This is a genomic window from Halorubrum ezzemoulense (genome assembly GCF_004126515.1).
GTDB classification, from domain to species: domain Archaea; phylum Halobacteriota; class Halobacteria; order Halobacteriales; family Haloferacaceae; genus Halorubrum; species Halorubrum ezzemoulense.
On sequence record NZ_CP034941.1, the window covers coordinates 399,555 to 421,427 of the forward strand.

General features: G+C 58.1%; 24 protein-coding genes and 3 pseudogenes. 9 read left to right on the plus strand and 18 right to left on the minus strand.

Features of this window, described 5'->3' with window-relative positions; translation table 11 throughout:
* Positions 1-643: 643 nt before the first annotated feature.
* Positions 644-937, plus strand: coding sequence for a hypothetical protein (locus tag EO776_RS17525; RefSeq protein ID WP_094580718.1), 294 nt, complete (start codon positions 644-646; stop codon positions 935-937).
* A 278-nt stretch (positions 938-1,215) separates the two neighbouring features.
* Positions 1,216-2,244 (plus strand): Cdc6/Cdc18 family protein, encoded by a 1,029-nt coding sequence (locus EO776_RS17530; protein ID WP_129452618.1) that lies wholly within the window; start codon positions 1,216-1,218, stop codon positions 2,242-2,244.
* An 839-nt stretch (positions 2,245-3,083) separates the two neighbouring features.
* Here EO776_RS17530 and EO776_RS17535 read toward each other — a convergent pair.
* The 5 genes and pseudogenes from EO776_RS17535 to EO776_RS17555 all read right to left on the minus strand — a co-directional run.
* Positions 3,084-3,593 carry a DNA-binding protein gene (locus EO776_RS17535; RefSeq protein WP_176450691.1) on the minus strand — a complete coding sequence of 170 codons (510 nt, stop codon included), beginning with the start codon at positions 3,591-3,593 and terminating at the stop codon, positions 3,084-3,086.
* On the minus strand, positions 3,586-4,281 hold the full coding sequence (locus EO776_RS17540; RefSeq protein WP_176450690.1) for a nucleotidyltransferase domain-containing protein: 696 nt from the start codon (positions 4,279-4,281) through the stop codon (positions 3,586-3,588). Before EO776_RS17540 ends, EO776_RS17535 begins: the two co-directional genes overlap by 8 nt.
* A gap of 267 nt (positions 4,282-4,548) precedes the next feature.
* The gene (locus EO776_RS17545; protein WP_099289261.1) at positions 4,549-5,364 is read right to left on the minus strand and encodes an IS5 family transposase; all 816 of its coding nucleotides are present in this window, start codon (positions 5,362-5,364) and stop codon (positions 4,549-4,551) included.
* 70 nt (positions 5,365-5,434) lie between these two features.
* A pseudogene (locus EO776_RS17550) lies at positions 5,435-5,611 on the minus strand (30S ribosomal protein S14); the annotation flags it as partial.
* Positions 5,612-5,646: 35 nt separating this feature from the next.
* Positions 5,647-5,946 (minus strand): annotated as a pseudogene (locus EO776_RS17555) (NAD(P)-binding domain-containing protein); the annotation flags it as partial.
* Between the two features lie 64 nt (positions 5,947-6,010).
* Here EO776_RS17555 and EO776_RS17560 point away from each other — a divergent pair.
* From EO776_RS17560 to EO776_RS19135, 3 genes are all read left to right on the plus strand, one after another.
* Positions 6,011-7,297: a GTP-binding protein gene (locus EO776_RS17560; RefSeq protein ID WP_094519647.1), complete on the plus strand. Its 1,287-nt coding sequence runs from the start codon at positions 6,011-6,013 to the stop codon at positions 7,295-7,297.
* Between the two features lie 2 nt (positions 7,298-7,299).
* Positions 7,300-7,566, plus strand: a complete 267-nt coding sequence (locus EO776_RS17565) for a hypothetical protein (protein ID WP_094519646.1) — start codon at positions 7,300-7,302, stop codon at positions 7,564-7,566.
* A 138-nt stretch (positions 7,567-7,704) separates the two neighbouring features.
* On the plus strand, positions 7,705-7,857 hold the full coding sequence (locus EO776_RS19135) for a C2H2-type zinc finger protein (RefSeq protein WP_008439973.1): 153 nt from the start codon (positions 7,705-7,707) through the stop codon (positions 7,855-7,857).
* Between the two features lie 87 nt (positions 7,858-7,944).
* Here the strand turns inward: EO776_RS19135 and EO776_RS17570 are convergent, their stop codons facing one another.
* A complete protein-coding gene (locus tag EO776_RS17570; protein WP_053770069.1) occupies positions 7,945-8,352 on the minus strand; it encodes a DUF7475 family protein in 408 nt (135 codons plus the stop codon).
* Between the two features lie 201 nt (positions 8,353-8,553).
* Here EO776_RS17570 and tsaA point away from each other — a divergent pair, with 201 nt between their 5' ends.
* Positions 8,554-9,045 (plus strand): tRNA (N6-threonylcarbamoyladenosine(37)-N6)-methyltransferase TrmO, encoded by a 492-nt coding sequence (tsaA, locus tag EO776_RS17575; RefSeq protein WP_094519645.1) that lies wholly within the window; start codon positions 8,554-8,556, stop codon positions 9,043-9,045.
* Between the two features lie 453 nt (positions 9,046-9,498).
* Here the strand turns inward: tsaA and EO776_RS17580 are convergent, their stop codons facing one another.
* The 11 genes from EO776_RS17580 to EO776_RS17630 all read right to left on the minus strand — a co-directional run bounded on the left by EO776_RS17580 (position 9,499) and on the right by EO776_RS17630 (position 19,367).
* On the minus strand, positions 9,499-9,882 hold the full coding sequence (locus EO776_RS17580) for a DUF7124 domain-containing protein (RefSeq protein WP_094519644.1): 384 nt from the start codon (positions 9,880-9,882) through the stop codon (positions 9,499-9,501).
* 1 nt (position 9,883) lies between these two features.
* Positions 9,884-11,116 (minus strand): FAD/NAD(P)-binding protein, encoded by a 1,233-nt coding sequence (locus EO776_RS17585; RefSeq protein WP_100050491.1) that lies wholly within the window; start codon positions 11,114-11,116, stop codon positions 9,884-9,886.
* 55 nt (positions 11,117-11,171) lie between these two features.
* The gene (locus tag EO776_RS17590; protein WP_094519643.1) at positions 11,172-12,230 is read right to left on the minus strand and encodes a metal ABC transporter permease; all 1,059 of its coding nucleotides are present in this window, start codon (positions 12,228-12,230) and stop codon (positions 11,172-11,174) included.
* On the minus strand, positions 12,227-13,003 hold the full coding sequence (locus tag EO776_RS17595) for a metal ABC transporter ATP-binding protein (RefSeq protein ID WP_094580078.1): 777 nt from the start codon (positions 13,001-13,003) through the stop codon (positions 12,227-12,229). Before EO776_RS17595 ends, EO776_RS17590 begins: the two co-directional genes overlap by 4 nt.
* The gene (locus EO776_RS17600; protein ID WP_080510588.1) at positions 13,000-13,221 is read right to left on the minus strand and encodes a DUF7511 domain-containing protein; all 222 of its coding nucleotides are present in this window, start codon (positions 13,219-13,221) and stop codon (positions 13,000-13,002) included. The genes EO776_RS17595 and EO776_RS17600 overlap by 4 nt, the downstream gene beginning before the upstream one ends.
* Positions 13,218-14,789, minus strand: a complete 1,572-nt coding sequence (locus EO776_RS17605) for a metal ABC transporter solute-binding protein, Zn/Mn family (RefSeq protein WP_094519641.1) — start codon at positions 14,787-14,789, stop codon at positions 13,218-13,220. The genes EO776_RS17600 and EO776_RS17605 overlap by 4 nt, the downstream gene beginning before the upstream one ends.
* A 401-nt stretch (positions 14,790-15,190) precedes the next feature.
* Complete coding sequence (locus EO776_RS17610) at positions 15,191-15,856, minus strand: cobalt-factor II C(20)-methyltransferase (RefSeq protein WP_094519640.1); 666 nt, start codon at positions 15,854-15,856, stop codon at positions 15,191-15,193.
* Between the two features lie 3 nt (positions 15,857-15,859).
* Positions 15,860-16,249: an iron-sulfur cluster assembly scaffold protein gene (locus EO776_RS17615; RefSeq protein ID WP_094519639.1), complete on the minus strand. Its 390-nt coding sequence runs from the start codon at positions 16,247-16,249 to the stop codon at positions 15,860-15,862.
* Positions 16,250-16,822 carry a MogA/MoaB family molybdenum cofactor biosynthesis protein gene (locus EO776_RS17620; protein ID WP_100050492.1) on the minus strand — a complete coding sequence of 191 codons (573 nt, stop codon included), beginning with the start codon at positions 16,820-16,822 and terminating at the stop codon, positions 16,250-16,252.
* The gene (locus EO776_RS17625) at positions 16,819-18,150 is read right to left on the minus strand and encodes a GTP-binding protein (protein ID WP_094553548.1); all 1,332 of its coding nucleotides are present in this window, start codon (positions 18,148-18,150) and stop codon (positions 16,819-16,821) included. The genes EO776_RS17620 and EO776_RS17625 overlap by 4 nt, the downstream gene beginning before the upstream one ends.
* Positions 18,150-19,367 (minus strand): GTP-binding protein, encoded by a 1,218-nt coding sequence (locus EO776_RS17630; RefSeq protein WP_094519636.1) that lies wholly within the window; start codon positions 19,365-19,367, stop codon positions 18,150-18,152. Before EO776_RS17630 ends, EO776_RS17625 begins: the two co-directional genes overlap by 1 nt.
* 97 nt (positions 19,368-19,464) lie before the next feature.
* Between EO776_RS17630 and EO776_RS17635 the strand changes: the two genes are divergently transcribed.
* On the plus strand, positions 19,465-19,896 hold the full coding sequence (locus EO776_RS17635; protein ID WP_094519635.1) for a CopG family ribbon-helix-helix protein: 432 nt from the start codon (positions 19,465-19,467) through the stop codon (positions 19,894-19,896).
* Positions 19,897-19,903: 7 nt separating this feature from the next.
* Here EO776_RS17635 and EO776_RS17640 read toward each other — a convergent pair.
* Positions 19,904-20,056 (minus strand): annotated as a pseudogene (locus EO776_RS17640) (CopG family ribbon-helix-helix protein); the annotation flags it as partial.
* Positions 20,057-20,197: 141 nt separating this feature from the next.
* Between EO776_RS17640 and tnpA the strand changes: the two are divergent.
* Positions 20,198-20,587, plus strand: a complete 390-nt coding sequence (gene tnpA / locus EO776_RS17645; RefSeq protein ID WP_094519634.1) for an IS200/IS605 family transposase — start codon at positions 20,198-20,200, stop codon at positions 20,585-20,587.
* Positions 20,584-21,819: an RNA-guided endonuclease InsQ/TnpB family protein gene (locus tag EO776_RS17650; RefSeq protein WP_094519633.1), complete on the plus strand. Its 1,236-nt coding sequence runs from the start codon at positions 20,584-20,586 to the stop codon at positions 21,817-21,819. Before tnpA ends, EO776_RS17650 begins: the two co-directional genes overlap by 4 nt.
* Positions 21,820-21,873: the final 54 nt, after the last annotated feature.

Genomic DNA, 21,873 nt, shown 5'->3' on the forward strand with positions numbered 1-21,873 from the left:
CTGTAAGAGTGGTATCGAGGTGGTCTCACACCCCCCGTTGCCGCTGTAAACACGAATGATGTGTGACCTCCAGATGAAATTGTGGGCGATTCAGAGAAAGTCGATCGAGAGCCGGTCAGCTACGTGATTTGGGGGAAAACACCATGACGGTGAAACATACGGTTCACGTCTTCGACGCCAAAACAACATGGCCTCTCAGTATGCCAAAAGAGTAGTACGGTAGCAAACAACACGCTTTGGTATAAAATTACTGATCGGTGTGGTGTTGATAGTAGAACGTGTGAGCGGGCAGATGGATATTTTCTATACATACACCGCTCTACGGTGGTTTTACAGCGGCAACGAGGGGTCCATCTCTTTCGAGCCACCATACCATTTCCCGGGAGATGTTTACAGCGGCAACGAGGGGTGTGCGACAGATGATCCCTGATGCCTCAAGCACCGTAACGTCGAAGTCAACAACCCCTCCAGGGTCCTCGGGTCTATCAAAATGGGGAACCCGCCAACACCACCGTCACCGGGCCTAGCGGCTCAGGTCACTTAACCAACAAAATCCCGTTGCTGTTGCTTTTGTTGGTTAATCGTTGAGAGTGCGGCCTTTCTCGAGACGGGTCTTTATTTATGTGATAGACTAAGCCAAGGTATGAGCGACTCGGCGTCTCCAAGCGCCTCTGTCTCGCTATCTGAGCCCACTGACATTCCGGCAGTCCTGGATCGGGCTGGTATCGATTATGTCGGTGTTCATGACCAGCGACTACTGGCTATCTATCGCACCGGCATCTTCAATGTGGTAACTGAGTCGGGGACAGTATCGAATGGGCACACACTTCAGATCGACTGCTGGGAAGCACCACTCCCGTCTCAGGGTGATGAGCAATCACCTCAGGAGCTTCTCGAGGACTTTGCCGCCGTATTTGACGCAGGCAACCAGAGCTAAAGCTGTCTGTCTGTATCTACGACCTAGCGACCTCGATGAGCACGTCAGACAGTGTTCTTCATGAGGTCCAGCCGGCTCGAACTACTATGATCAGTATAGAGCGAGCTCCACACCGTTGATTGGGTTTCTGGACGTTTCCGGAAACAGTGTGGTTCCACAATCAGAATCGAGAGACGGCGGAGCAATCGAGGTGAATATATCACTGCGATCAGAGCTTTTCCGGAATCTCCCCAGTCACACTTATATCACTCACGCTGAGAATAACTACCCACCGACCGATGATCCGTGATGCTCGCGTCCTCCGCGCCGGGTTCGTCCCTCGAGAAGTCGAGCATCGCGACGCCGAAGTCAACCACCTCTCGAGCGTTCTTGAACCGATCACGAACGGCGAGCCGGCTGACACGGCCATCGTCACCGGCCCGAGCGGTGTCGGTAAAACCTGTGTCTCGAAGTTCGTTACCGAACGGCTCCGCGAGGAAGTACTCGACGTCGAGGCCACCTACGTGAATTGCTGGCGAAACTATAGTCGCTTCCGGACGCTGTACCAGATTCTCGACGACATCGGCGCGACGATAGACATCCATCGCCAGTCGACACCTCACGACGAGCTCATTGATCGCCTCCAACAGTACGACGGTCCTCGAACCGTCGTCATCCTCGACGAGGTCGACCAACTCGAAGACCCGAGCCTCATCTACGACCTCCACAGTATGGAGCAGTTCGCAGTGATCTGTATCGCAAACAAAGAAGAAGAGCTGTTCAGCCGCGTCGACGACCGCCTTGTGAGCCGGCTGCGCTCCAGCGAACACGTCCGGATGGACAAGTACCACAACGAGCAACTCTACGACATTCTGAGTGCTCGAACGAAATGGGGGCTTGAAAACGGCGTTATCACCGACGAGCAGCTTTATCAGATCGCTGATGCCGCTGCTGGTGATGCCCGTCTCGCGATCGGGATGCTTCGCAGCGCAGCCAGCACAGCTGACCGCGAAAATCACGAGGAGGTCACCAACGACATCCTCCGAGACGCTGCTGAAGATGCTCGGGCTCAAATTAAGCAGAAGAGTCTCGACTCGCTCACGCCGCATCAGCGAGTCGTCTACGATATTGTTCGCGACCACGGCCCACTTGGACCCAGCGAGATTCACGACCGCTATACTGACGCGGTCGACGATCCGCGGACGAAGCGCACGGTCCGGACCTACCTTTCGAAGATGGCACAGTACAACCTTTTTGAAGCAGAAGGCACGAGCCGAGATCGTGAGTACTCACTCGTCGATTCAGCATCTACATCGCCGATACAGTGACTCAGAGGCCGTGGAGTAGGTATTTCGTGGCTTTGTACAATTCCCCTTCTCCAGATATATTCACCTCCGAAATAGATGTTCGGGGCAGGTTGCGAATTCAGAAATAGGCCATACTAACAGGACCTAGCGGCTGGTCATCATCCAAGTGTACTATCCCCTGCTTCACTACAACAAACCCCGTCTGAAACTGCTGTTATTGTAACGAACCCCGTGTCAATACACTACTGACCAGAGTGCGAAATATGTACCCTGTACTGACCACACCCTAAACAGAATATGTCACTTTCTAAGGATTTCAACACCTATGAAAGCCTGCTAGCGCAACAAACCACGTCTGCAATACTATATTTTTCGTCAAGATCGACCCGATCGTGTCCATGGAGAGAGATCGCAAGCAGTCACGGTGATAGCTCAGGAATCGTCCGGCAGGCGGTCAAAACGTGAATGCTATAGCTGTGGCTGACGGCCGCTGCGACCGGCCGATGAGGGCCGCCGAGCCGGCGGCCCTCAGTAACTCACCTCTTGTGGATCAGATTCCTCCATGCGGTCGAGCATCTGGAAGATCGATACGAGCTGCTGCGCTGATGGGTGGTATGTGCGTAAATGGAGCAACACCTATTCGGGCTCGCCGCCCGGATGCCGCTAGCATCCGGGCGGCCTCCCATGATGGTGCTTCCTTGGCACGTAGGCCAATCAGAGCCACGCGTTCGAAGACGCTGTTGAATCATCGGCCTTTGACCACCCCAGTACCTCTTCACGCACGCTGGGGACTTAGCAGGCTTTCATCCCATCAGAGCCGGTACAGTGATATACCATATACGGCAAAGACGGAGCGGCCGTCAGTCGCAGAGACAGACCCCCCCTTCCCGAATCTGGTTCACGCTGAATTGGTGGACGGCGAGGGCAAGACTGGCCATTGCGTCTGCCTGCTCTTCTGTCGGTCTCCCGCCGCCGTAGTAGCTCTCTGTCCGGTTCTCGCTATACAGATCCTTCATATCTTCTGCTGTTTCTTTGGTGAACAGGCCAATCTGGTATGCGCGTTTGTAGCTGAACTCGTGATCTTTGAAGTCCTGAAGTTCATCGTTCGACATCGCGAGCGCGTACGCTTCGATGGATCTCTCTATGGTTCCAAAACTCACCTCGATGATCGCTGTGTAGTAGTCTCCCTGCGCCTGAAGCGTGTTAGTCACCTCAACGAGCCGGCACGCTTTCGTCAGTTGAGTCTTCCAGTCATCGTCGGCACTAATCCCTTCCTCGAACTCTGCTCGATCACGGCCCGCCATCTTGAAGGCGTCTTGTGCCCGCTCCAGGGACTCGAGGATGTCAGTTGGATCAGACCTGTTACTCATCGCTATCACCTCCCTCGAGGAGGAGCTTTTCGACCGTCTCAAACTTGGTAGTGCTGTAGATTGGGATTCCTGAAACGACAATTTCCCGAATGTCTTCTGTGTACATGGGAATCGCTTGGACCGCCTCAACGTCGATGTCGTAAGCATACCTATTCCCGTCGAACTCGGCGTCTTCGAGGTCGCGACCAACAGCGTTCGCCTCTCGTTGGTTTGGGGCTCGATCGTTCGTCGTGAGCACCCAGAGGTCAATGTCGCTGCGCCGATCGGCTTCGCCGCGCGCCACACTTCCGTAAAGAACGATCCCGATGACGCCCTCGAGACGGTCAGTGAGTTCATCGACCGCGGCCTTCACGGGCTTCTGGAACTCTGGTTGCGGTATTCGGAGGAGAGGGTCGTCCGGAATAGCGAGTCGCTCTCGGTTGATCTGAACGAGCCGTTGATTGTTCTCGGGCGATTCAACCACTAATTCGTTCTCGACGAGGGTATTGATCGCTCTCCGAACCGTCTGTTGGGAATGGCCAATCTGATCAGCCACTTCGCGCTGTGAGAACTGTTTGAATCGGTGGTTCGTTAAAAATAGCAAGATGTCGTTCGTTGCCTTGCTTTTGAACAAATCCGCGTCTGCGGCGGGTATTGGAACGGATATGGACACACCCTGGGTGGCGTTCGATTCCGTCTCACGGCTCATGTACCATGCTACGGCTCACTACTATATAAACATTATATGAAATACGGGCAGTACTTAAAAATAATCGAAACACCAGTTATCTGTCGATGTCTTCGATCGCCTCAGCAGCGGGATCACCGAGCTCTCCAGCTTCAATATGTGAGTACCGTTTCCGAACCATCTCTTCGGAGTTATCCAAATATCGAGTAGCACTGAATTATGGATGTGAGATAAAATATTCTGAATAATCGGCTCTGTAGTTTCGGTACACGGCGGCGGATTTCACGGCTATCGGACGCTCCGGCGAAGATTGTATACGGTGGCTTTCAGCAGCATTTCTCGGAACTCTAACCACCAGCTACGCGCACGCACGGCGGAGCCGAGCGTGCGCTTAATCGACGAGAAGACGGTTTCTGACATGGAGCGCTGGTGGTAGCGATCACCGTCCATGCGGGCGTTGTGGGCGTGATCGAGTGGATTCATGATCCGGTGTTTAATCAGCGGTCTGATGCCATTTTCGCGGAGTTCGTCGCGGAATGATTTCGCGTCGTAGCCGCGATCAGCAGCGAGGCTCCGCAGGTCGCCAGCGTTGCGTCGGGCGACCTGCGGGCCGATCTTCGCATCGTGCTTCTTCGAGGCGGTCGAGTGGATGTCGGTGATGTACAGCGTTTCGACATCCACGAGTGCGGTGACTTTCAGCGCTCTGACGCGGTAGTTCGTGCGGTTAGCGTAGTGGCGGCTAGGCTGATCACGGTCAAAGCCAGTCGAATCGATAGCAGCGTGGCCGGTGCGTTTCTCGGCTGACGCGCCGAGAAACACACGCCACGTCTTAGTTGGAATCCGCTCAAACCACGTGCGAAGCACCGTGTAGTGTGGAAGTCTGGTGAGTCCGATCTCTTCAAGAACGCCGGGCATTTCTGAGAGCAAATCCACGGCGACGCGGTAGGATTTGGCCAGCTCGATGCGGAGTGCATGCACGGTGAGCATCGCCCACTCTGCGAACCCGCCCCCCCCTTCGGGGTCGGCGGGTTCGTCCGGATTAGCGACAACTGATTTAGCCTTAGCCACCGTAACACGCGTGAAGAGACGGATTTCGGATGTCACACCGATCTGTCTCTTCGCTTTCTACAGCAATAACGGAGTCGTCGGCTTCACGTCTAGCGAAACTACAGAGCCATTTTTTGAACCCCATCTTCGGAGCCAGCTCCCGAAACGATTGTCGGCAGAGCCAGATGTCGTACTTACCGACGAGACCTTGTTCGCGTCCCGTCATGCGGCAGACGTGTCGGTCGTCTCTCGAATCGTTCAGCTGATCGATCCCACTATCTTTCTGCGGAGTATCTCGTGTCATGATTAGCAGTCGCACATGTCGGATTCGCAGTAGGACAAGTCCTCGAGGAACATGTTCTTGTCAGGATACTCTTCGAGCGCAAATGCGGGCGAGGTGTTAGTGGTGACGGCGTTGAGGTCGCGGCAGCCGAAGCTGTTGCTAGGAAACGATGGCGTGATGAGGCGCATTTCTTCTGGCCACTGTAGGAACGCCGCCCCGACTTCGCCTCGCTCGAGGATGGCGTAGGAGCCGAGACCCAGATCCGCGAGGACGGCCCCAAGACCGACGCCTGCGGCACCTGCCCCGACAATCGCTACGTCGAGCGACTCGTGTTTACGGGCTTCTTCGGATGTCACTGTTAACAATATAGGGTAGTAGATAGCCAATTATAAATAATATACGCTCTAGTCTTAATAACAGATGAGTCGAGAGACGATTCCCGTCACCGTGCTGAGCGGCAACCTCGGCGCGGGCAAGACGACCGTGCTGAACAACCTCCTGAACACGCGAACGGACCTAGACGTCGCGGTCCTCGTCAACGACATGGGCGAGGTGAACGTCGACGCCGAGCGCGTCGCCGAACACTCGGACATCTCGGAGGACGACGAGGACCTGATCGAACTGTCGAACGGCTGTATCTGCTGTGAGCTACGCGGCGACCTGCTGGACGCGCTCGCGAAGCTCGCACAAGCCCGCGAGTTCGACTACTTGGTAATCGAATCGACGGGCGTCGCCGAACCGTTGCCGGTCGCCCAGACGCTCACCATGGGATTCGACCAGGGAGACCTCGACCCCACGGAGTTCTACGAGGAGACCGGCATCGAAGTGATGGACTACTACGAACTCGACACGACCGTCACTGTGGTCGACGCCCACCTGTTCTGGACAACGTTCGATTCGAAGGAATCGCTGATGGACGGCGACACCGAGAAAGACCTCGGAAGCCTCTTGATCGAACAGATCGAGTTCTGTGATGTCCTGCTGTTGAACAAGTGCGACCTCGTCGACGAGGAGACGCTCGGCGAGATCGAAGAGATGATCGAAGTGCTGCAACCGCGCGCGAAGATCATCCGAACCGAACACGGCGCGGTCGATCCCGGCGAGATCCTCGATACAGGACGGTTCGACTTCGAAGCAGCGAGCCAGTCCGCGGGGTGGCTACGGGAACTCCAGCAGCCGCACGAGTCCGCCGAAGAGGAACACGGCGTCACGTCGTTCGTCTACACGTCGCGCCGTCCGTTCCATTCTGAACGGTTCGCTGATCTGCTCGACTCGTTCCCCGCGAACGTCGTCCGCTCGAAGGGTCACTTCTGGCTGGCGGGTCGCGAAAAAATGGCACTCGGATTGAACGTCGCGGGACAGTCGATCCGAGTTGGGTCGGCCGGTAATTGGATTGCGACGCTGCCGGAGAACGAGCGCGAGAGCTACTTCGAGGCCAATCCGGAGCTCGAAGAGATATGGGACGACAAGTGGGGTGACAGGGGGACCCAGCTCGTGCTCATTGGTACGGACATGGACCACGACGCGCTCCGCACCGACCTCGATGCGGCCCTGCTGACCGACGAGGAAATGGATGCCGACTGGACCGCCTTCGACGACCGGTTCCCGACGTGGGACGACGGAGACTCCGCCACACTTGAAGAGGGGACCGAGGAGCCGACCGAGACGACCGACGACGGCGCCGAGGAGGTCGGCCTCGCGGACTGACGATGTCCTCGCCACGATCCCTCTTCCGGACTGTCGTCAACAAGAACGCACCACACGAGACCCGTAAAGCGGCGATCGGTGAGCTCGCCGAGATAGACGCGACGACACAGCTTCGCGTTATCGTCGTCGCAGACGGCCTCAACGGGTCGTTCCGCCGGAACGCGTTGAACGCGCTCGGTCGATGCCGAGCGACGACAGAACTCGGTGCGCTGGTCGACGACGCAAGCCTACCGACAGCGCTCCGAGAGCGGGCGGACCAGCTTCGCTAGCGCTCGATGCGGTTGGTCAAATCTCGTTTTGAGCTCGGAACTTAGTTAGTAAGTGTTCCAATTTAATATTCTAAAGCAGTTTTCACACTCCGTTTTTTAATAATACTCTTGTATATATGGTCCTGAGTTGTTAATGTAATGTCGTACACCTGCTCCAGCTGCGATGCACAGTTCCAGAGCGCTGCCGGCGTGACCCAGCATGTCGCGCTTCACCACAACACGTGTGCCGAGTGCGACGAGAATTTCGACGACACCGATTCGTTGCGCAACCACATCCACGAGAACCACTGAGCGATCAAGGAGAAAGCCTCGCGCTTCAGCGCGAGGGGAATGTCAAAGGGAATTGAACCGCAGAGCAAATTCGAACCGGTGAAGCTGTTAATCGCTTGTGCTGCTGTACAGGTAAACCGACACGATCGCGAGGAAAGCTTCCGCAACCTTCGTGATGGTGACAATTGGATTAATCGCCCCGTTCATGTAGAATGCTTCAATCCCCCAACCCCGGAACGGGAATAGCGCAAGAATTGTCACCAACGAGTACACTGCAGCCACCAGGAAAAATGAGCGTCGCCAAAACCGGGTGAAATACAGTGCTGCTCCGCCAAGGAAACCTAGTCCGTTAAGCACGAAGAGAACCGCCAGCACAACGCTCATTTCAATCGCTCGCGTCGTCGCCACGAGATGGATGAGTCCCGTAATGAGGGCCAAAAGAACCGCCACATACCCGATCGATTCCGACGGCCACTGAAGCATACTGTCTGACTTTGTTGTATGGTTCGTACCCATACACACAATACTATCTGAACATATAAAAGTGAACGTTATTATATAGCATCGTGGGAATCAGCTGTCCACTGTTTCGGAGGATAGGCTGGTTTTGTGTCCAATATCTATTGACTTGTGGTGCTATTCACCAATCACTACGCCGCGGAAAATATCTGTCTCGGTCACGATACTGATTTTTCGGTAGAAGACGAAGCAACGAATGTGCCCAAAGACACATTCAGCTACGAATCGATTGGAGTGATTCGGACGTCGTTCGAATCAGCAGAAGGAATGCCGATTCAACCGATCGGGGCAGATTCAGTCACAGGAACTGTCGAAATCGAGGCGTCGTATGCGGACGGATTAGCGGATCTTGCCGAGTTCTCGCACTGTATGCTGTTGTACCATTTTCACGCATCTAGCGATGAAGCTCCCCTACGGATCGAACCGTTTCTCGATGACGAACAGCGAGGAGTCTTCTCGACACGGGCGCCACAACGTCCGAATCCGATTGGCCTCTCCGTTGTGGCAATCGAGTCCGTCACAGAACAAGAACTGACCGTGAGCGGTATCGACGTCGTCGACGGGACACCATTGCTTGATATCAAACCGTTCGTTCCCGAGTTCGATATTCCGTCCGAGGTGGAGACAGGCTGGCTCGATGCGTCGGAATCGACGATCCGATCAGAACAGGCCGACAAGCGGTTTCTCTGATAAAGATACAAGTGCATACCTCCGTCTTCAGGCGGAGGTCGAGCGACACTCGGCTCGTTTGTTCCGGTAGTTTGAACCCTGTGGCCTCCAGTTGTCACGGATGCTACGGAATCGGTGAGAGGCCGTCCCCGAACCACAAGGGGTGGTGAACTAACGGTGGTCCACACGGCAATGACACGGATTCCGACGGGGCCTCATTGGCCGGGCCACAGCCCTACGAGGGAGACAAACGAGAGTTTCCCCGGTGTGTCGCCGGTTCCCTCCGAGTGCGGGTTGGAACCAAATGGCGACGACCGCCCGAATCCGATGGTCGGATTCCTCCGCGTTTACGCGGAGGAGGAGGTCAATTCCCGGTCGCTACTCGTGGATATTCTGAGTGAGTTTCCAGTCCTACAAACGAGTTGTCTTACCGCGACAGGCGAGCGCTTTATATATTCAGCTTCATTCATCTCGCTACGGCCAGTTGCCGCCAGTTGAGGACGTAGTCTCAATCTCCCAGTCCGCAGTGCCCGCAGCGTCGGTCACTAATTGAAACGTCCAGTCGGGTACTGTCTCTACCACCCTCGCGGTCTCGTCTGTCCCGACGAATACGTACCGTTCCGTCTCGAAGTGTCCTCGGACCGCCGTCAGCGCCTCCGCTATCGAACGTGGTCCGGACAGGAACTCTTGGTGGTATCCGGCCTCTCGCACCCGTCGTCGTTCGATGTACGACGGCTCCGAGGGGACGATCCCGACGTAGCTGCTCCAGGTAGTGGCGTCTTCGAGGGCGTGGGCGGGCCGTGCGAGTCGATTGAGTGCGCCAAGCGAGACAGCGAGCGTGAGATCGGTCGAAGCCACGTCACGATCCTCCTCGAGAGCTCATCGGGAGCGGGCCTGTCTGCGCCTGATCTGGTGGGTCGAGAATCCGTTCTGCGGCCCGGCGGGCACCGACGATATTGCGAGCGAAAGGACCGACGCTGGGCTCCGCGAGCGCGCCCGAAATGTACACCGCGGACTCAGTACCGTCGGTCCGTCTCCACGCGAGGGTTCGATCGTTGAGAACGGGGAATCCCTCGGCCCCGCGTGCGAGCGATAGTGACTCGCTGACGCGGCCGACCAGCGGCTGCTCGGGAACCGGTTCGAATCCGGTCGCGAGGACGACGCGTGCGGCCGTCGCTTTCGTGCCGTCGTCGAAGCGGAGGGATAGCCCCTCGTCTGTCGCGTTCACAGACGTGATTTCGCTTTGCCGGTGTTCAAGCGCACCACCGTCACGCGCTTCGGACAGTCGTCGTTCGACGTACGGCGGGATCGTGGCGTCGTTGCGGGCGGACCGGATCCGATCGAGACGAGCCTCCGATCCCGGCGGGAGCGTGTGGATCTCTTTGCCGATGTGACGCCAGTTGATCCAGTGCGGGTCGGCCTCGGTCAGTTCGATTTCGAGTTCGTGACGCGACAGGAGTGTCACCGTGGTCCGCTCTGCCAGACGGCAGGCGAGGTGCCCGGCAGTGATACCCCCTCCGACGACGAACGTTCGCCCCTCGAACGGGTCGGGCGTCGCCGGGTCGAACGCTTCGTCCCAGACGTGTGCGAGCGGCGCGTCGTCCGGGAGCGACGCCGTCCACTCTGGGAGCGTCGGTGTCGCACCGAGCCCGACGGCCAAGACGACGCGGTGGGTCTCAATCGCTCCCGCGTCCGCTTCCACCAGATACGTCTCTGTGCCCGCAGACCGGGAAACATTGGTTATCTTCAACCGATGATGACAGTCGGAAAGCTCACGACGCTCGATAACGTCGCGAGCGTGGTCAAGAAACAGGTCGAGAGTCGGTCGGTCCGGGTAGTTCTTCGTCGACACGAGTTCGTTCGCTCGGTGGTGTCCTTCCGCGAACGACTCGAGCGAGAACGACTCGGTGTCGATGTGGTGGACGAACGTCGACCGGAGGGTCTCCATGCCGCACTGATTGGCCTTCTTGGCGAACGAAGCGAGTAACTCCTCGCGCGGGTCGAGGATCCGAATCTCGTCGCGCGTGTACTCACTCTCCGTAATGAGGTGGTTTGCGAGGCAAGTGCCGTGAATTCCGCCGCCAACAATCACGTACTCGTAGGGGGATCACCACTCAGTGAGTGATCAGCGGTCAACCTAACGACTGTCACTCTCGTTTTCCTCCGTCGACTTCCAATTCTTTTCGGTGGTGATTGGACTGACGATCACTGAACCGTTGTACGATCGGAAGCCGATACCCCAACTTTCGACTACTAAGCGCGACGGCGTACACTGCAATCGCCGCGACGACGATCGAGCCGCCGGCCGCAATTCCGTAGACGTACGACAGCGTCACACCGGCTATCGCCGCGAACTCGGCGGCGAGGATCGCCAGTAAGATGGATTGCTTGAAGCTCTCGGCGACTTGCGCCGCAGCGGCGACCGGAACGACGAGCATCGCAGCGACGAGGATGACGCCCATAATCTGCATCGCGCTGACGACGACCAGCGCCGTGAGCACGACCATGAGGCGTTTGTATAGGCGGACGTTCAGTCGCGCCGCGCGGGCGGCCGTCGCGTCGAATGTGACGTACAAGAGTGGCCGATAGGCCAGCGTGACGAGGCTACCGACAAGGACACTCATTAACACGAGGATACCGACGCTCTCTGTCGAGACAGTCGCCAAACTGCCGAAGAGGTAGGCGTCGATACCGACCGCGATGCCACCGTCGGTGGCAGTGATAAGGATACTGCCGACTGCGAATCCTCCCGTCAGGACGATCGCCAGCGAGGTGTCGCTGTACGCTCCGGCGTGTTCGACGAGCAACTCTACGAGTAGCGCCGTGACGATTGCGACCACGAATGCGGTGAGCAGCGGCGATAGCGTGAGCGAGAAGGCCGAATTGAGGAACAACCCGACGGCGACGCCGGCAAAGGCTGTGTGCGCGAGCGTATCGCTGATCATCGCCATCTCTCGATGAACGAGGAACGTCCCGACGACCGGCCCAATGAGAGCGATACACAACGCAGCGAGGTAGGCACGTTGCATATACGGGTATTCGAGCATCGGCATGCCGAGCAGGTCGGCCAACACGTCCATTCCGGGACCAAAGACGTAGTTGAGGAACCACTCGATAGGGGCGAAGACGTTGACAGCAAAAAGCGGAGTCGCTATCACGTTGTCGAGTGGAACACTCTCTCCGAGGCGACGTAGTGTGAACATTATTTGTGGTCGTGCTGGAGGATGTGTTGGTCTTTCCCATAGGCCTGCGAGAGAGCATCAGTCTCGACGAACTCCTCCGGGTCGCCGTCGAAGAACAACTGACGGTTGAGACAGGCGACGTCCGTCGCGTGTGTGGTAACGACACCGATGTCGTGCTCGATCAGGATGACGGTCAGCCCGGTCGCGTTCAAGTCATGGATGAGGCCGTAAAACTCCTCTCTGGATTCGGCATCCACGCCGACCGTCGGTTCGTCGAGTGCGAGCAGATCGGCCTCTGAGGCGAGCGCACGGGCGATGAACACCCGTTGGCGTTGACCACCGGACAGTCGACCGACCCGGCGAGACGCGAGGTCTGTGATTCCCACCTGTTCCAGCGCGTCTTCGATCGCTTGCCGGTCCGCTGCCGAGAATCGACCGAAAAGCCGCCGCGGGTACCGCCCCATCTCAACAACCTCTCGAACCGTGATCGGCATATCGCGCGCCGCCTTCGTCGCCTCCTGTGCAACGTATCCGATCCGTTCACCGGCGTCGAACTTGTGGGCAGGTTCGCCGAACAGCGACACCGTGCCTTCGTCTGGTCGACGAAGTCCGAGCATCAAGTCAAGCAGCGTGCTCTTGCCGCTTCCGTTCGGCCCGACCAGTCCGAGAAAGGAGCCGGGCTTGACGTCGATCGACACCGACTCGAGAACCGGGACTTCTCCGTAGCCAAACGTGACGTCATCGACGCTGATGAGGGGGTTCCCCGACTGTTGCCGCTCCATCGTTGCTGTCGTCATCGGTAGTCGTCGAGGTCGACGAACGAGTTCCCGTACGCCGTAATCCAGGTTGTTGTCCGATACGGAACAGCCACGTCCGGCGGATAAATCGTACAGACGGGTCTCTCCGCAGGGCCGACGACCAATGCCATCAGTCCCGAACGAGGGCTCTTGGATGGGCTGGGCTCGGCGTTTCCGTCCCACTCCGGTTCCGTGTCGCCAGACGTGGTGTCGCTCATTCTGCGTCGAGGGCCTGCTTCAGGGTCTCGAGATTGATGTTTTCCATGATCTCAATGTAGCCCCAGCCCTCATCGGCCCACTCCTGGGTCTGTCCGGGAATCGGCGTCAGCGGGAGGACTTCGGTGGCGTCGGTCTCTGCGACGAGCTGGTTCGCCGCTGTCTGGGATTCGAGCGGGTCAGCACAGACGTACTGGAGGTCGTGTTCGGCGATGATCTCTTGGGCCCGTTCGATGTCCCTCGGCGTCGGCTGGTCGTCCGGTGAGAGTCCTGTCAGCGTCCGGACCTCGAAGTCGTAGCGCTGGCCGAGATACTGGAAGGCGTTGTGACCAGCGACGAACACGACGTCTTTCGAGGCGCCCTCTAGCGCGGACTGGAACGACTCGTCGAGTTCGTCTAGGCGGTTCCGGTACGATTCGGCGTTCTCGGCGTAGGCACTGGCGTTGTCGCCGTCGACGTTGACGAACCCGCTCCGGATGTTGTCGACCGCCTGCTTCGCTCGCTCAGGGTCTAGCCAGAAGTGTGGGTCAGCCCCGCCAGAGTGGTTGTGGCCGTGTCCCTCCTCGCCTTCGTGATCGGCTTCTCCCTCGTGCTCGCCTTCGTGTTCTTCTCCACTCTCGTGGCCGTGTTCACCCTCATGCTCGCCATCGCCCTCGTGTCCGTGTCCGCCCGCACTCTCGGTCACTTCGGGTTCGATGACCGACCCACTGCCGTCGGTGAGCGTCGCGTCGAACTCAGCGGGAGCGTGCTGGGCAAAGAGGACATAGTGACCCTCTGTTTCGATGTCGATGGAGAAAGTCGTCTCACCGGAGTCCGCGAACTGGAGGTGATAGAGTGACTCACTGGACGGCGTGAGTGTCTCGCCGCCTTCGACCGGTGTGTGCGTGTCGTGGTCGCCGTAGAGGGCGGCCGCAGTTTCCTCGACGTGGTGAATGCCGTGGTCGCCACCCTCGTCGGTCGCGATGACGGCGAGCTGCATCCTCGGATCGGGGCCCTCGTGGAACGTGTGCGTGTAGGTGCCAGCTTCGAGGTGGTAGAGGCCAGCCCACTCCCAGGGAGTCTCCCCACCGTGATCGTGCTCTCCTTCACCGTCGTGGCCTTCCTCGTGTTCGCCCTCATGATCTCCTTCGTGACCGTGATCGTGGTTGTGTCCGCCTTCGATGAGGTTGATACCAGCACCGGCAGCGACGATATCGACGTCGGCGTCGTCGTCACCGAGACTCGTCACGAGGTCGTCAGCCCACGGCTGGAAGCCCTCCATTCCGTAGAGAAAGAGGTCAGATTCGAGGATTGCTCCCTGAATCTGTGGCCCTGGTTCCCACCCGTGGCCGTGTTGGCCGATCGGGACGAGCGTCTCTGCGGTCGCGGTGTCGCCTGCAACCTGGCTGGCCAAGTCCCCGAATACGAAGAACGAAGACTGGGCTTCCGGCACGGTATTCTCTGTCGCTGTTGAGCCGTCATTCTCCGCCGCGCCGGAATCGCCATTGTTCGATGTACAGCCCGCGAGCGCACCGATGGTTGCCGTACCGAGTCCAGCTGCGATGAGTCGACGTCGGGTGTATCGAGGCATCTATTGATAATAATAGCAGACCAGATAATAAAGACTGTGATTTTAGACATCTAAGTTAATAAGAAGCACTAACTGAAATCTGAGTTTAGTAACCGGTGTCGGGGTAACTAATGCGAGTCGTAGAATTACTAATGATTGCTACCTCGAAATCCGTATTACACAACCCTGAGAATGGTGCTAACAGGTTTTTCCTACTCGTAGCCCGAATGAATGGATGTAATGTGTCACTGCTTCAGCGACCTAGCCGAGATGAGTGATGAAGAGCGTACGGAAATCCTCCGCGAACACTCGACCAAAGAACTCCGCGCGGAATACTCCACGGAAGAACTAGAAACCCTCGGCGTTATCGCCTGAGGCTAGTTCACGTTGGTCTTAATCGGACGACCGACAGCGTCAGCCCGTCACTTAGACCCAGTCGCTGCCCGTTTCTTTGCGTACGCGAGCGTGTAGTAGTCTCGATCAGTTACCTCTCCGGGATTGTTCGTAACGAGGGCCTCTTCGGTATCCATGAAGAGTCGCCGTCCGAACGTCACCTCGTACCCTGCTTCAGTCATCTTTTCGTAGGTCGTCGGTGCGTCAGTCACTTTGAACAGGATCAACCGATTCGGACCGATCGGTGCTTCTCCGTCGGTCGCCTCGCGGAGCGTCAGTTCAGCGCCAGCGTCGATGTCGACCCCGAGGACCGAAGCGAACGCCGTCACACTGCTGACACCGGGGACGACTTCGATGTCGACGCTGGGGTGCTGCTCGCGAAGCGTCCGACGCAGGTGTCCGAACGTCGAGTAGATACAGGGATCGCCGAGCGTGACGAACGCCGCGTCGGCGTCGCGTGCGTTCGGCGCGACTTCCGCGGCCGCCACCTCCCACGCCGCTTCCAGCTCTTGTGGGTCGGTCGTCATCGGGAACTCGAGGTCACCCAGTTTCGAGTCGGGAACGTACTCGGCCGCGACGCGCCGTGACAGTCGTCCGGGTGAGTAGACGATGTCGGCCGATTCGAGCCGTCGCTTGCCGCGAACCGTGAGCAGGTCAGTCGCGCCCGGCCCCAGCCCAATTCCGTACAGTGTCATCGGTTACGTGCCCTCCTCATAGTTCTCGATGCCGTCCTGAACCACCTTCTCCGCGAGTACAGCACACGGGACGCGCATTGGCGTCAGCTCGACTCCCAAGAGATCGAGGGCGTCCTCACGGTCGAGGTCATGAACCTCCGAGAGCGTCATTCCTGGGAGCTCTTCGGCGAGCAGGCTCGCGCTCGCAATGCTGATCGCACAGCCCTCTCCAGTAAACGTGACCTCTTCGATCGTTTCACCGTCCTCGGCGAGTCTGAGGTCGAAGGTGAGTTCGTCGCCACAGGAAGCGTTCTCGCCAGTGTGAGAGACGGTAGTTGGCGAGAGGCGCCCCCACCTTCGAGGATTGCGGTAGTGATCCAGGATTACCTCCTGATACATTTTGGACCCCTGCATCTACTCCACCCTGTGTCGCGTCGCGAGTCCGGCGAGATGCGGGGCTTCCTCCGCGATAATTTCGGCCGTAGCGAGTTCAGCGGCGTTCACGCTTCCGGGCAGCACGAACACCGGGGCGTCGCGGGCGATACCCGCCGTCGCGCGGGTCGCGACGACTCGGGTTCCGACCTCCTCCCACGAGAGCCGCCTGAACGCCTCGCCGAAGCCTGGTAGCTCGCGGTCGAAGAGTTCGCTCACCGCGTCCGGACTGACGTCGTCGACAGTGACTCCAGTCCCGCCGGTAGTCACGACGAGGTCAATGTCCGACCGATCCAGACACTCGCTCACGGTGGTCTTAATCCGGACGTAGTCGTCCGGAACCGTCCGGCGTGACGTGACGACGTGACCTGCGTCGACGAGAGTGTTTGCGACGGCGTCACCACCGGGATCAGTTGGGTCCGCCTCCGTGGCGGTTCCTCGGGACGAGGAGATGGTTACGATTGCGACACCGAGGGGATCGACGCAGTCGTGACCGTCTTGATCCGTCGTCCGCCGGTCCGCCGCCGACGGGAGCTCTGAGTGATTCCCGGTCACTGTCCCTCACCGACCACGAGACGCTGTTCCATCGGTGGCTGAGACCGGTCCATCGTCCCCGGAAACGGATTCTCGAGTTCGTCCCAGTTCTCTGCCATCTCCGATTCTGAGAGGAGACAGTCGTCGAGGGCGGCAGCGATGGCCGAGTCGTCCATTCCAGCACCGATGAAGACGAGTTTTATTTCACGGTCTCCCCACTGTTCGTCCCAGTGGAGATCCGGTCGTGACTCCCGATAGGATTCACGCTGGGACTCGGGGACCGTGACCGCCCATCGGCCGTTGACTTCGACGTGCGTCTGCGTACCCGCTTGGCTCAAGTCCAGCGCGTATCGCTCGCGTCCAGCGACCCACAAGTGTCCTTTCGCCCGGACGACGGACTCGGGGAATGAGCGGAGCCACTGGGTGAACCGTTCCGGATGAAACGGCCGGTGGCGCTCGTACACGAACGAGTCGACACCGAACTCCTCCGGCGGGTGACGGTGATCGTGGTCGTCACCCTGACCATCGTGGGTACCGTCGTGACCATTGTCACGCTCGGAACCCTCGTCGTGACTATGACCGCCACCGTGGTCCATCTCTGCTGATTCCAGCTCTCCGGCCCCTCCGTGGTCGTTTGAGAGCACCTGCTTCCACCGGGCGGACCCTTTCGCTTGTTCTCTGTCGAATCGTCCAGTTCCGAGAACGTCGTCGGGTTCGACGGCGCTCTCGGTCGTGCGGGTGATGTCGATTTCGGGGTGGAGCGTTTCGAGCACGCGTTCGACCGCCTCGCGTTCGTCTTCCGTGACGAGGTCACACTTGTTGAGGACGAGTACGTCGCAAAACTCGACCTGCTCGGCGAGGAGGTCCGAAAGCGGTCGAGAGCCGTCATCCGTCGACTTGATCGGACGACCGTCGACGAACGCCTGATAGAACTGTGCGGCGTCGACCACTGTGACGGTCGTATCGAGATCGTACAGCGTCGACGCACGTGCGGGCGAGACGAACCGCTGGGCGATGGGGACCGGATCGCTGATCCCCGAGGCTTCGATGACTAAATAATCGAACTCCTCGTCGAAGGCCAGACGCAGCAACTCCTGGTCCAGTTCGTTCTGGAGGCCGCAACAGATACAGCCGTTCGACAGTTCCGTGACGCCGCCGTCTTCCAGCGAGAGCTCAGAGCCGTTCTCGATGAGGTTGGCGTCGACGTTTACTTCGCCGACGTCGTTGACGAGAACGGCGATATCGTACTCCTCGCCGCCGACGGTAAGGAGGTGGTTCAGCAGGGTCGTCTTTCCGGCGCCGAGACCGCCACTCAGGATTGTGACCGGGGGTTGCTCGTCGACGGCCATCAGTCGTCAGCCAGTGCGAGTTCGCGCTGTTCGTCGGCGGTGAAAGGATCCGGATACTCGTTCCAGTCCTCCTCCATTTCTGCGTCTGAGAGGACACAGTCTTCCAGTCGCTCGACTAGTGTCTCCTGATCGAATTCGCGGCCGATGAACACGAGCTCTGATCCCCGGTCGCCCCACTGGTCGTCCCAGTCCTCTTTGATGCCGGGGCGGGCGGCGAAGTAGCGCTCCTGTTGGGCCTTTGGGAGCGTGGCGATCCACGTCCCTTTCGGACCGGCCCGAACCGACTGGCCCGCTTTGTCGAGACCCATCGCGATGTCTTCGCGACCGGCGGACCAGAAGAAGCCCTTCGCGCGAATGATACCGTCGGGGAGGTCGGCGAAGAAGCGAGCGATCCGCTCGGGGTGGAACGGTCGGCGGGATTCGAAGACAAACGAAGTGACCCCGTGTTCGTTGGCGGCCGACTCGTGGTGATGGCCGTGCTGGAGTTCACGCTTCCATCCGGCAGACTGACTTGCGCGATCGAAATCGAACCGACCCGTATTCAGGATCTCTCTGGGGTCTATTGCTCCGTGTTCGGTTCGGACAATATTTGCTCGCGGTTGGAGTGCCCGTAACACTGCCTCCATCTCTTCAAGTTCATCATCGGGGACGAGATCGCACTTGTTCAACAAGAGGACGTCGCAGAACTCGATCTGATCCATCAGCGCCTCCTCGGGGACGCGGTTCCCTTGTGGATCGATGGATTCATCCGTGAGGGCCTGACCGGAATCAAACCCCTTCCAGAAGCTGTGCGCGTCAACGACGCTGACCATTGTATCGAGTTCGTAGACCCCCGTAGGGTCGAAATCCGCGTCTTCGAACCCGCGAGCAAACGTCTGTGCGACCGGAATCGGTTCGCTGATCCCAGACGACTCCACGAGGAGGTACTCGAAGTCTCGCTCTTCAGCCAATCGGCCTACCTCGTCAAGCATGTCCCCGCGAAGCCGACAGCAGATACACCCGTTCGACATCTCGATGATTTCATCGTCGTTCTGGGTGAGATCCGACTCGCGTTCGACGAGGTCGGCGTCGACGTTCACTTCGCCCATATCGTTTACTAAAACGGCGGCGTTGAGTTCCTGTTCGCTACTAAGAATGTGGTTGAGCGTCGTCGTCTTGCCAGCTCCGAGGCTTCCGCTGAGAATTGTTACCGGGATCGGGTCGTTGTTGGACGGCATACTCTGGTTATGAATCTGCTACACTAAAATACTAATTATTATGCTTATACTCTATCGTCATAACAGAAACTAATAAGAATGAATAAAACTTTAATATATGAGCGTTGTTAGCATCTCGATGCCCGAGGCGTTGCTGGAACGCATCGACGAGTTCGCCGAAGAACACGGGTACAGTGGCCGAAGCGAAGTCGTTCGCGAAGGCACACGCACGTTATTCGAAGAGTTTCAAGAGCAACGTATCGAGGGACAAAAGCAGATGTGTACGGTAACGGTCGTCTTCGAGTACTGTCAACCTGCCGTCCAAGAGCGTCTCACGAGAGTACGCCACGAGTACGATGCTATCGTCTCCGCAACTACCCACACACACGTCAAAGACCAGTACTGTATGGAGTTGTACGTTTTACAGGGGGCCACAGAAGCACTATCTGGATTCGTCAACAGCGTTCGAGCAGTGCCGAATGTCCAAGCGGTGGATTACTCAATCGCCTCACTGGGCGATGCTCACATCGATCAGCGCACCAAGTCTTGAGCACCGCTCAGTGCTCAGCGAGGAGCATCAGTTTAACACGACTCACCGTATCGAAATCGCGCAAGCGATAGGTGAGAGTCCGGACGCGCGAGGCTGGCCCGTTACAAAAGAGCGTCTCGAGACACCACTCTCCTTCATGGATATGATTCGTGGTCGTGATACATAGTGCGAGCGCATACCCGCGTCTTCAGGCGCGGGTCAAGCGGACAATAGCGTACATCTCCACCGACGATAGCACGGCTGGATTTCCCACCGTGTACGATATTTTTAACTCACCACAGAGGCATAGTGTGTAATACGGATGAAGACCACACGGCACGCAACCTACAACCTCAACTACCACATAGTGTGGATACCGAAGTGCCGCCAATCGGTACTCGTCGGTGACGTTGCAACCCGTGTGCGAGACATCCTCCACGAAATAGCCGACGAGAAAGGGTTGGAGATTATTGACCTGACCGTCCAACCCGACCACATCCACCTGTTCGTCAGTAGCCCGCCGAAACACGCCCCGTCACTTCTCGCCAACTGGTTCAAAGGCATCAGTTCGCGGAAATACAATCACCGACACGCCGACCACGACGGAGAGAAAATCAAGTGGGCACGCGGCTACTACGCAGGAACAGCGGGACACGTTTCGAGCGAGACTGTCGAGAAGTACATACAGCGCCACGAGGAGGACGAACAGTGACCGAACTCACCGAGACGCTGGAACTCAAGCTTGTGGAACCGAACGTCCACAAGCACCGCAAACTCTGTGAGACGAAAAAAGCGTACCAAGACGCGCTTGAAGCCGCGTTCAACGCCAACTGCACCACACAGTCTGCGGCCAACGACGTAGTGGTCAACTACGACCTGAGCGGCTACGCGAAGAACGCGCTCAAGAAGTACGTCCCGCAACTCTGTGGGGGAAGCTACGACGCGAAAGAGCTTCACGACGACCACCCTGTTCGGTTCACGAACGAAGGCCCGAAGCTCGACCACAAACCACAGAATGCAATTGAGTGGTACGTCAAAATCCCGCACCACGACGACTACCACCTCTGGTTGCCCGCCCAACCGAACCCCGAACAACGGGAGTGGTTGGAAGCGTTGCACGCGGGAGACGCGAAAATGGGTGAATGTCGGCTGTTCAACCGCGACGGTGAGTGGTACTTCCACATCGTCGCTACGCGAGACGTAGAGGAACGAGAAGCCAGTTCGGCGGAAACGCCGATTGGGGTAGACATCGGGGAAGCCTCTTTGTTAACGGTGTGTCACCGTGACGAGCGCGGCTCCCCGACTGCACCCAACCTCTGGAACGACGAAGGCAAGCGAGTCCGACAACTCCGTGAGACGTATTTTACGTCGACTCGACGCCTTCAGCAACGCGGAAGCGAACGTATCGCAGAGTCCTACGGCGACGAGTTGTGGCGACACATCGATCACATCCTCCACACGGTCACATCGGAGGTAACCGCCTACGCCGACCAAATCGAGAACCCCGTACTGGTTCTGGAAGATTTGACGCACATCCGTGAGAACATGAACTACGGCGCGTTCATGAACCGCCGCCTCCACGGATGGGGATTCGCCAAGATGCACGCCCAGATTCGCTACAAAGCGGCTGAGAAAGGGATTCGTGTGGAGACGGTGAATCCCGCGTACACCTCGAAGACGTGCCACTGTTGCGGAGAACAGGGCTACCGTCCGAAGCAGGCGATGTTCACGTGTTCCAACTCGGAGTGTTGGGTTTCAGAGTACCAAGCAGACGTTAATGCCGCGCTCAATATTGCAGACCGCTACCTCAGCGGAGAGAGTCACTCAAGAGAATACACGAGTGGCGATGACTCGGCTGAGGAAGGGGGACGTTTGACCGTCCCACAAGACAGCCAAGCCGATGCTGACACCCAGCAAGAGACGCTTGGAACGTATGCGTCTTGAAACCTTAGGGCCGCGCTCGGCCTGAAATCCCATGATGGGATTCCCGTGACTTTA

Bases quoted from the DNA above. Each gene is read 5' to 3' on its own strand.
- EO776_RS17570 (WP_053770069.1), bottom strand. From the start codon at position 8,352: ATGGGTACGAACCATACAACAAAGTCAGACAGTATGCTTCAGTGGCCG.
- EO776_RS17535 (WP_176450691.1), bottom strand. From the start codon at position 3,593: ATGAGTAACAGGTCTGATCCAACTGACATCCTCGAGTCCCTGGAGCGG.
- EO776_RS17630 (WP_094519636.1), bottom strand. From the start codon at position 19,367: ATGCCGTCCAACAACGACCCGATCCCGGTAACAATTCTCAGCGGAAGC.
- EO776_RS17525 (WP_094580718.1), top strand. From the start codon at position 644: ATGAGCGACTCGGCGTCTCCAAGCGCCTCTGTCTCGCTATCTGAGCCC.
- EO776_RS17560 (WP_094519647.1), top strand. From the start codon at position 6,011: ATGAGTCGAGAGACGATTCCCGTCACCGTGCTGAGCGGCAACCTCGGC.
- EO776_RS17530 (WP_129452618.1), top strand. From the start codon at position 1,216: ATGATCCGTGATGCTCGCGTCCTCCGCGCCGGGTTCGTCCCTCGAGAA.
- EO776_RS17605 (WP_094519641.1), bottom strand. From the start codon at position 14,789: ATGCCTCGATACACCCGACGTCGACTCATCGCAGCTGGACTCGGTACG.
- EO776_RS17635 (WP_094519635.1), top strand. From the start codon at position 19,465: ATGAGCGTTGTTAGCATCTCGATGCCCGAGGCGTTGCTGGAACGCATC.
- EO776_RS17615 (WP_094519639.1), bottom strand. From the start codon at position 16,249: ATGCAGGGGTCCAAAATGTATCAGGAGGTAATCCTGGATCACTACCGC.
- EO776_RS17595 (WP_094580078.1), bottom strand. From the start codon at position 13,003: ATGACGACAGCAACGATGGAGCGGCAACAGTCGGGGAACCCCCTCATC.
- EO776_RS17540 (WP_176450690.1), bottom strand. From the start codon at position 4,281: ATGAGCCGTGAGACGGAATCGAACGCCACCCAGGGTGTGTCCATATCC.
- EO776_RS17600 (WP_080510588.1), bottom strand. From the start codon at position 13,221: ATGAGCGACACCACGTCTGGCGACACGGAACCGGAGTGGGACGGAAAC.
- EO776_RS17625 (WP_094553548.1), bottom strand. From the start codon at position 18,150: ATGGCCGTCGACGAGCAACCCCCGGTCACAATCCTGAGTGGCGGTCTC.
- EO776_RS17610 (WP_094519640.1), bottom strand. From the start codon at position 15,856: ATGACACTGTACGGAATTGGGCTGGGGCCGGGCGCGACTGACCTGCTC.
- EO776_RS17565 (WP_094519646.1), top strand. From the start codon at position 7,300: ATGTCCTCGCCACGATCCCTCTTCCGGACTGTCGTCAACAAGAACGCA.
- tnpA (WP_094519634.1), top strand. From the start codon at position 20,198: ATGAAGACCACACGGCACGCAACCTACAACCTCAACTACCACATAGTG.
- EO776_RS19135 (WP_008439973.1), top strand. From the start codon at position 7,705: ATGTCGTACACCTGCTCCAGCTGCGATGCACAGTTCCAGAGCGCTGCC.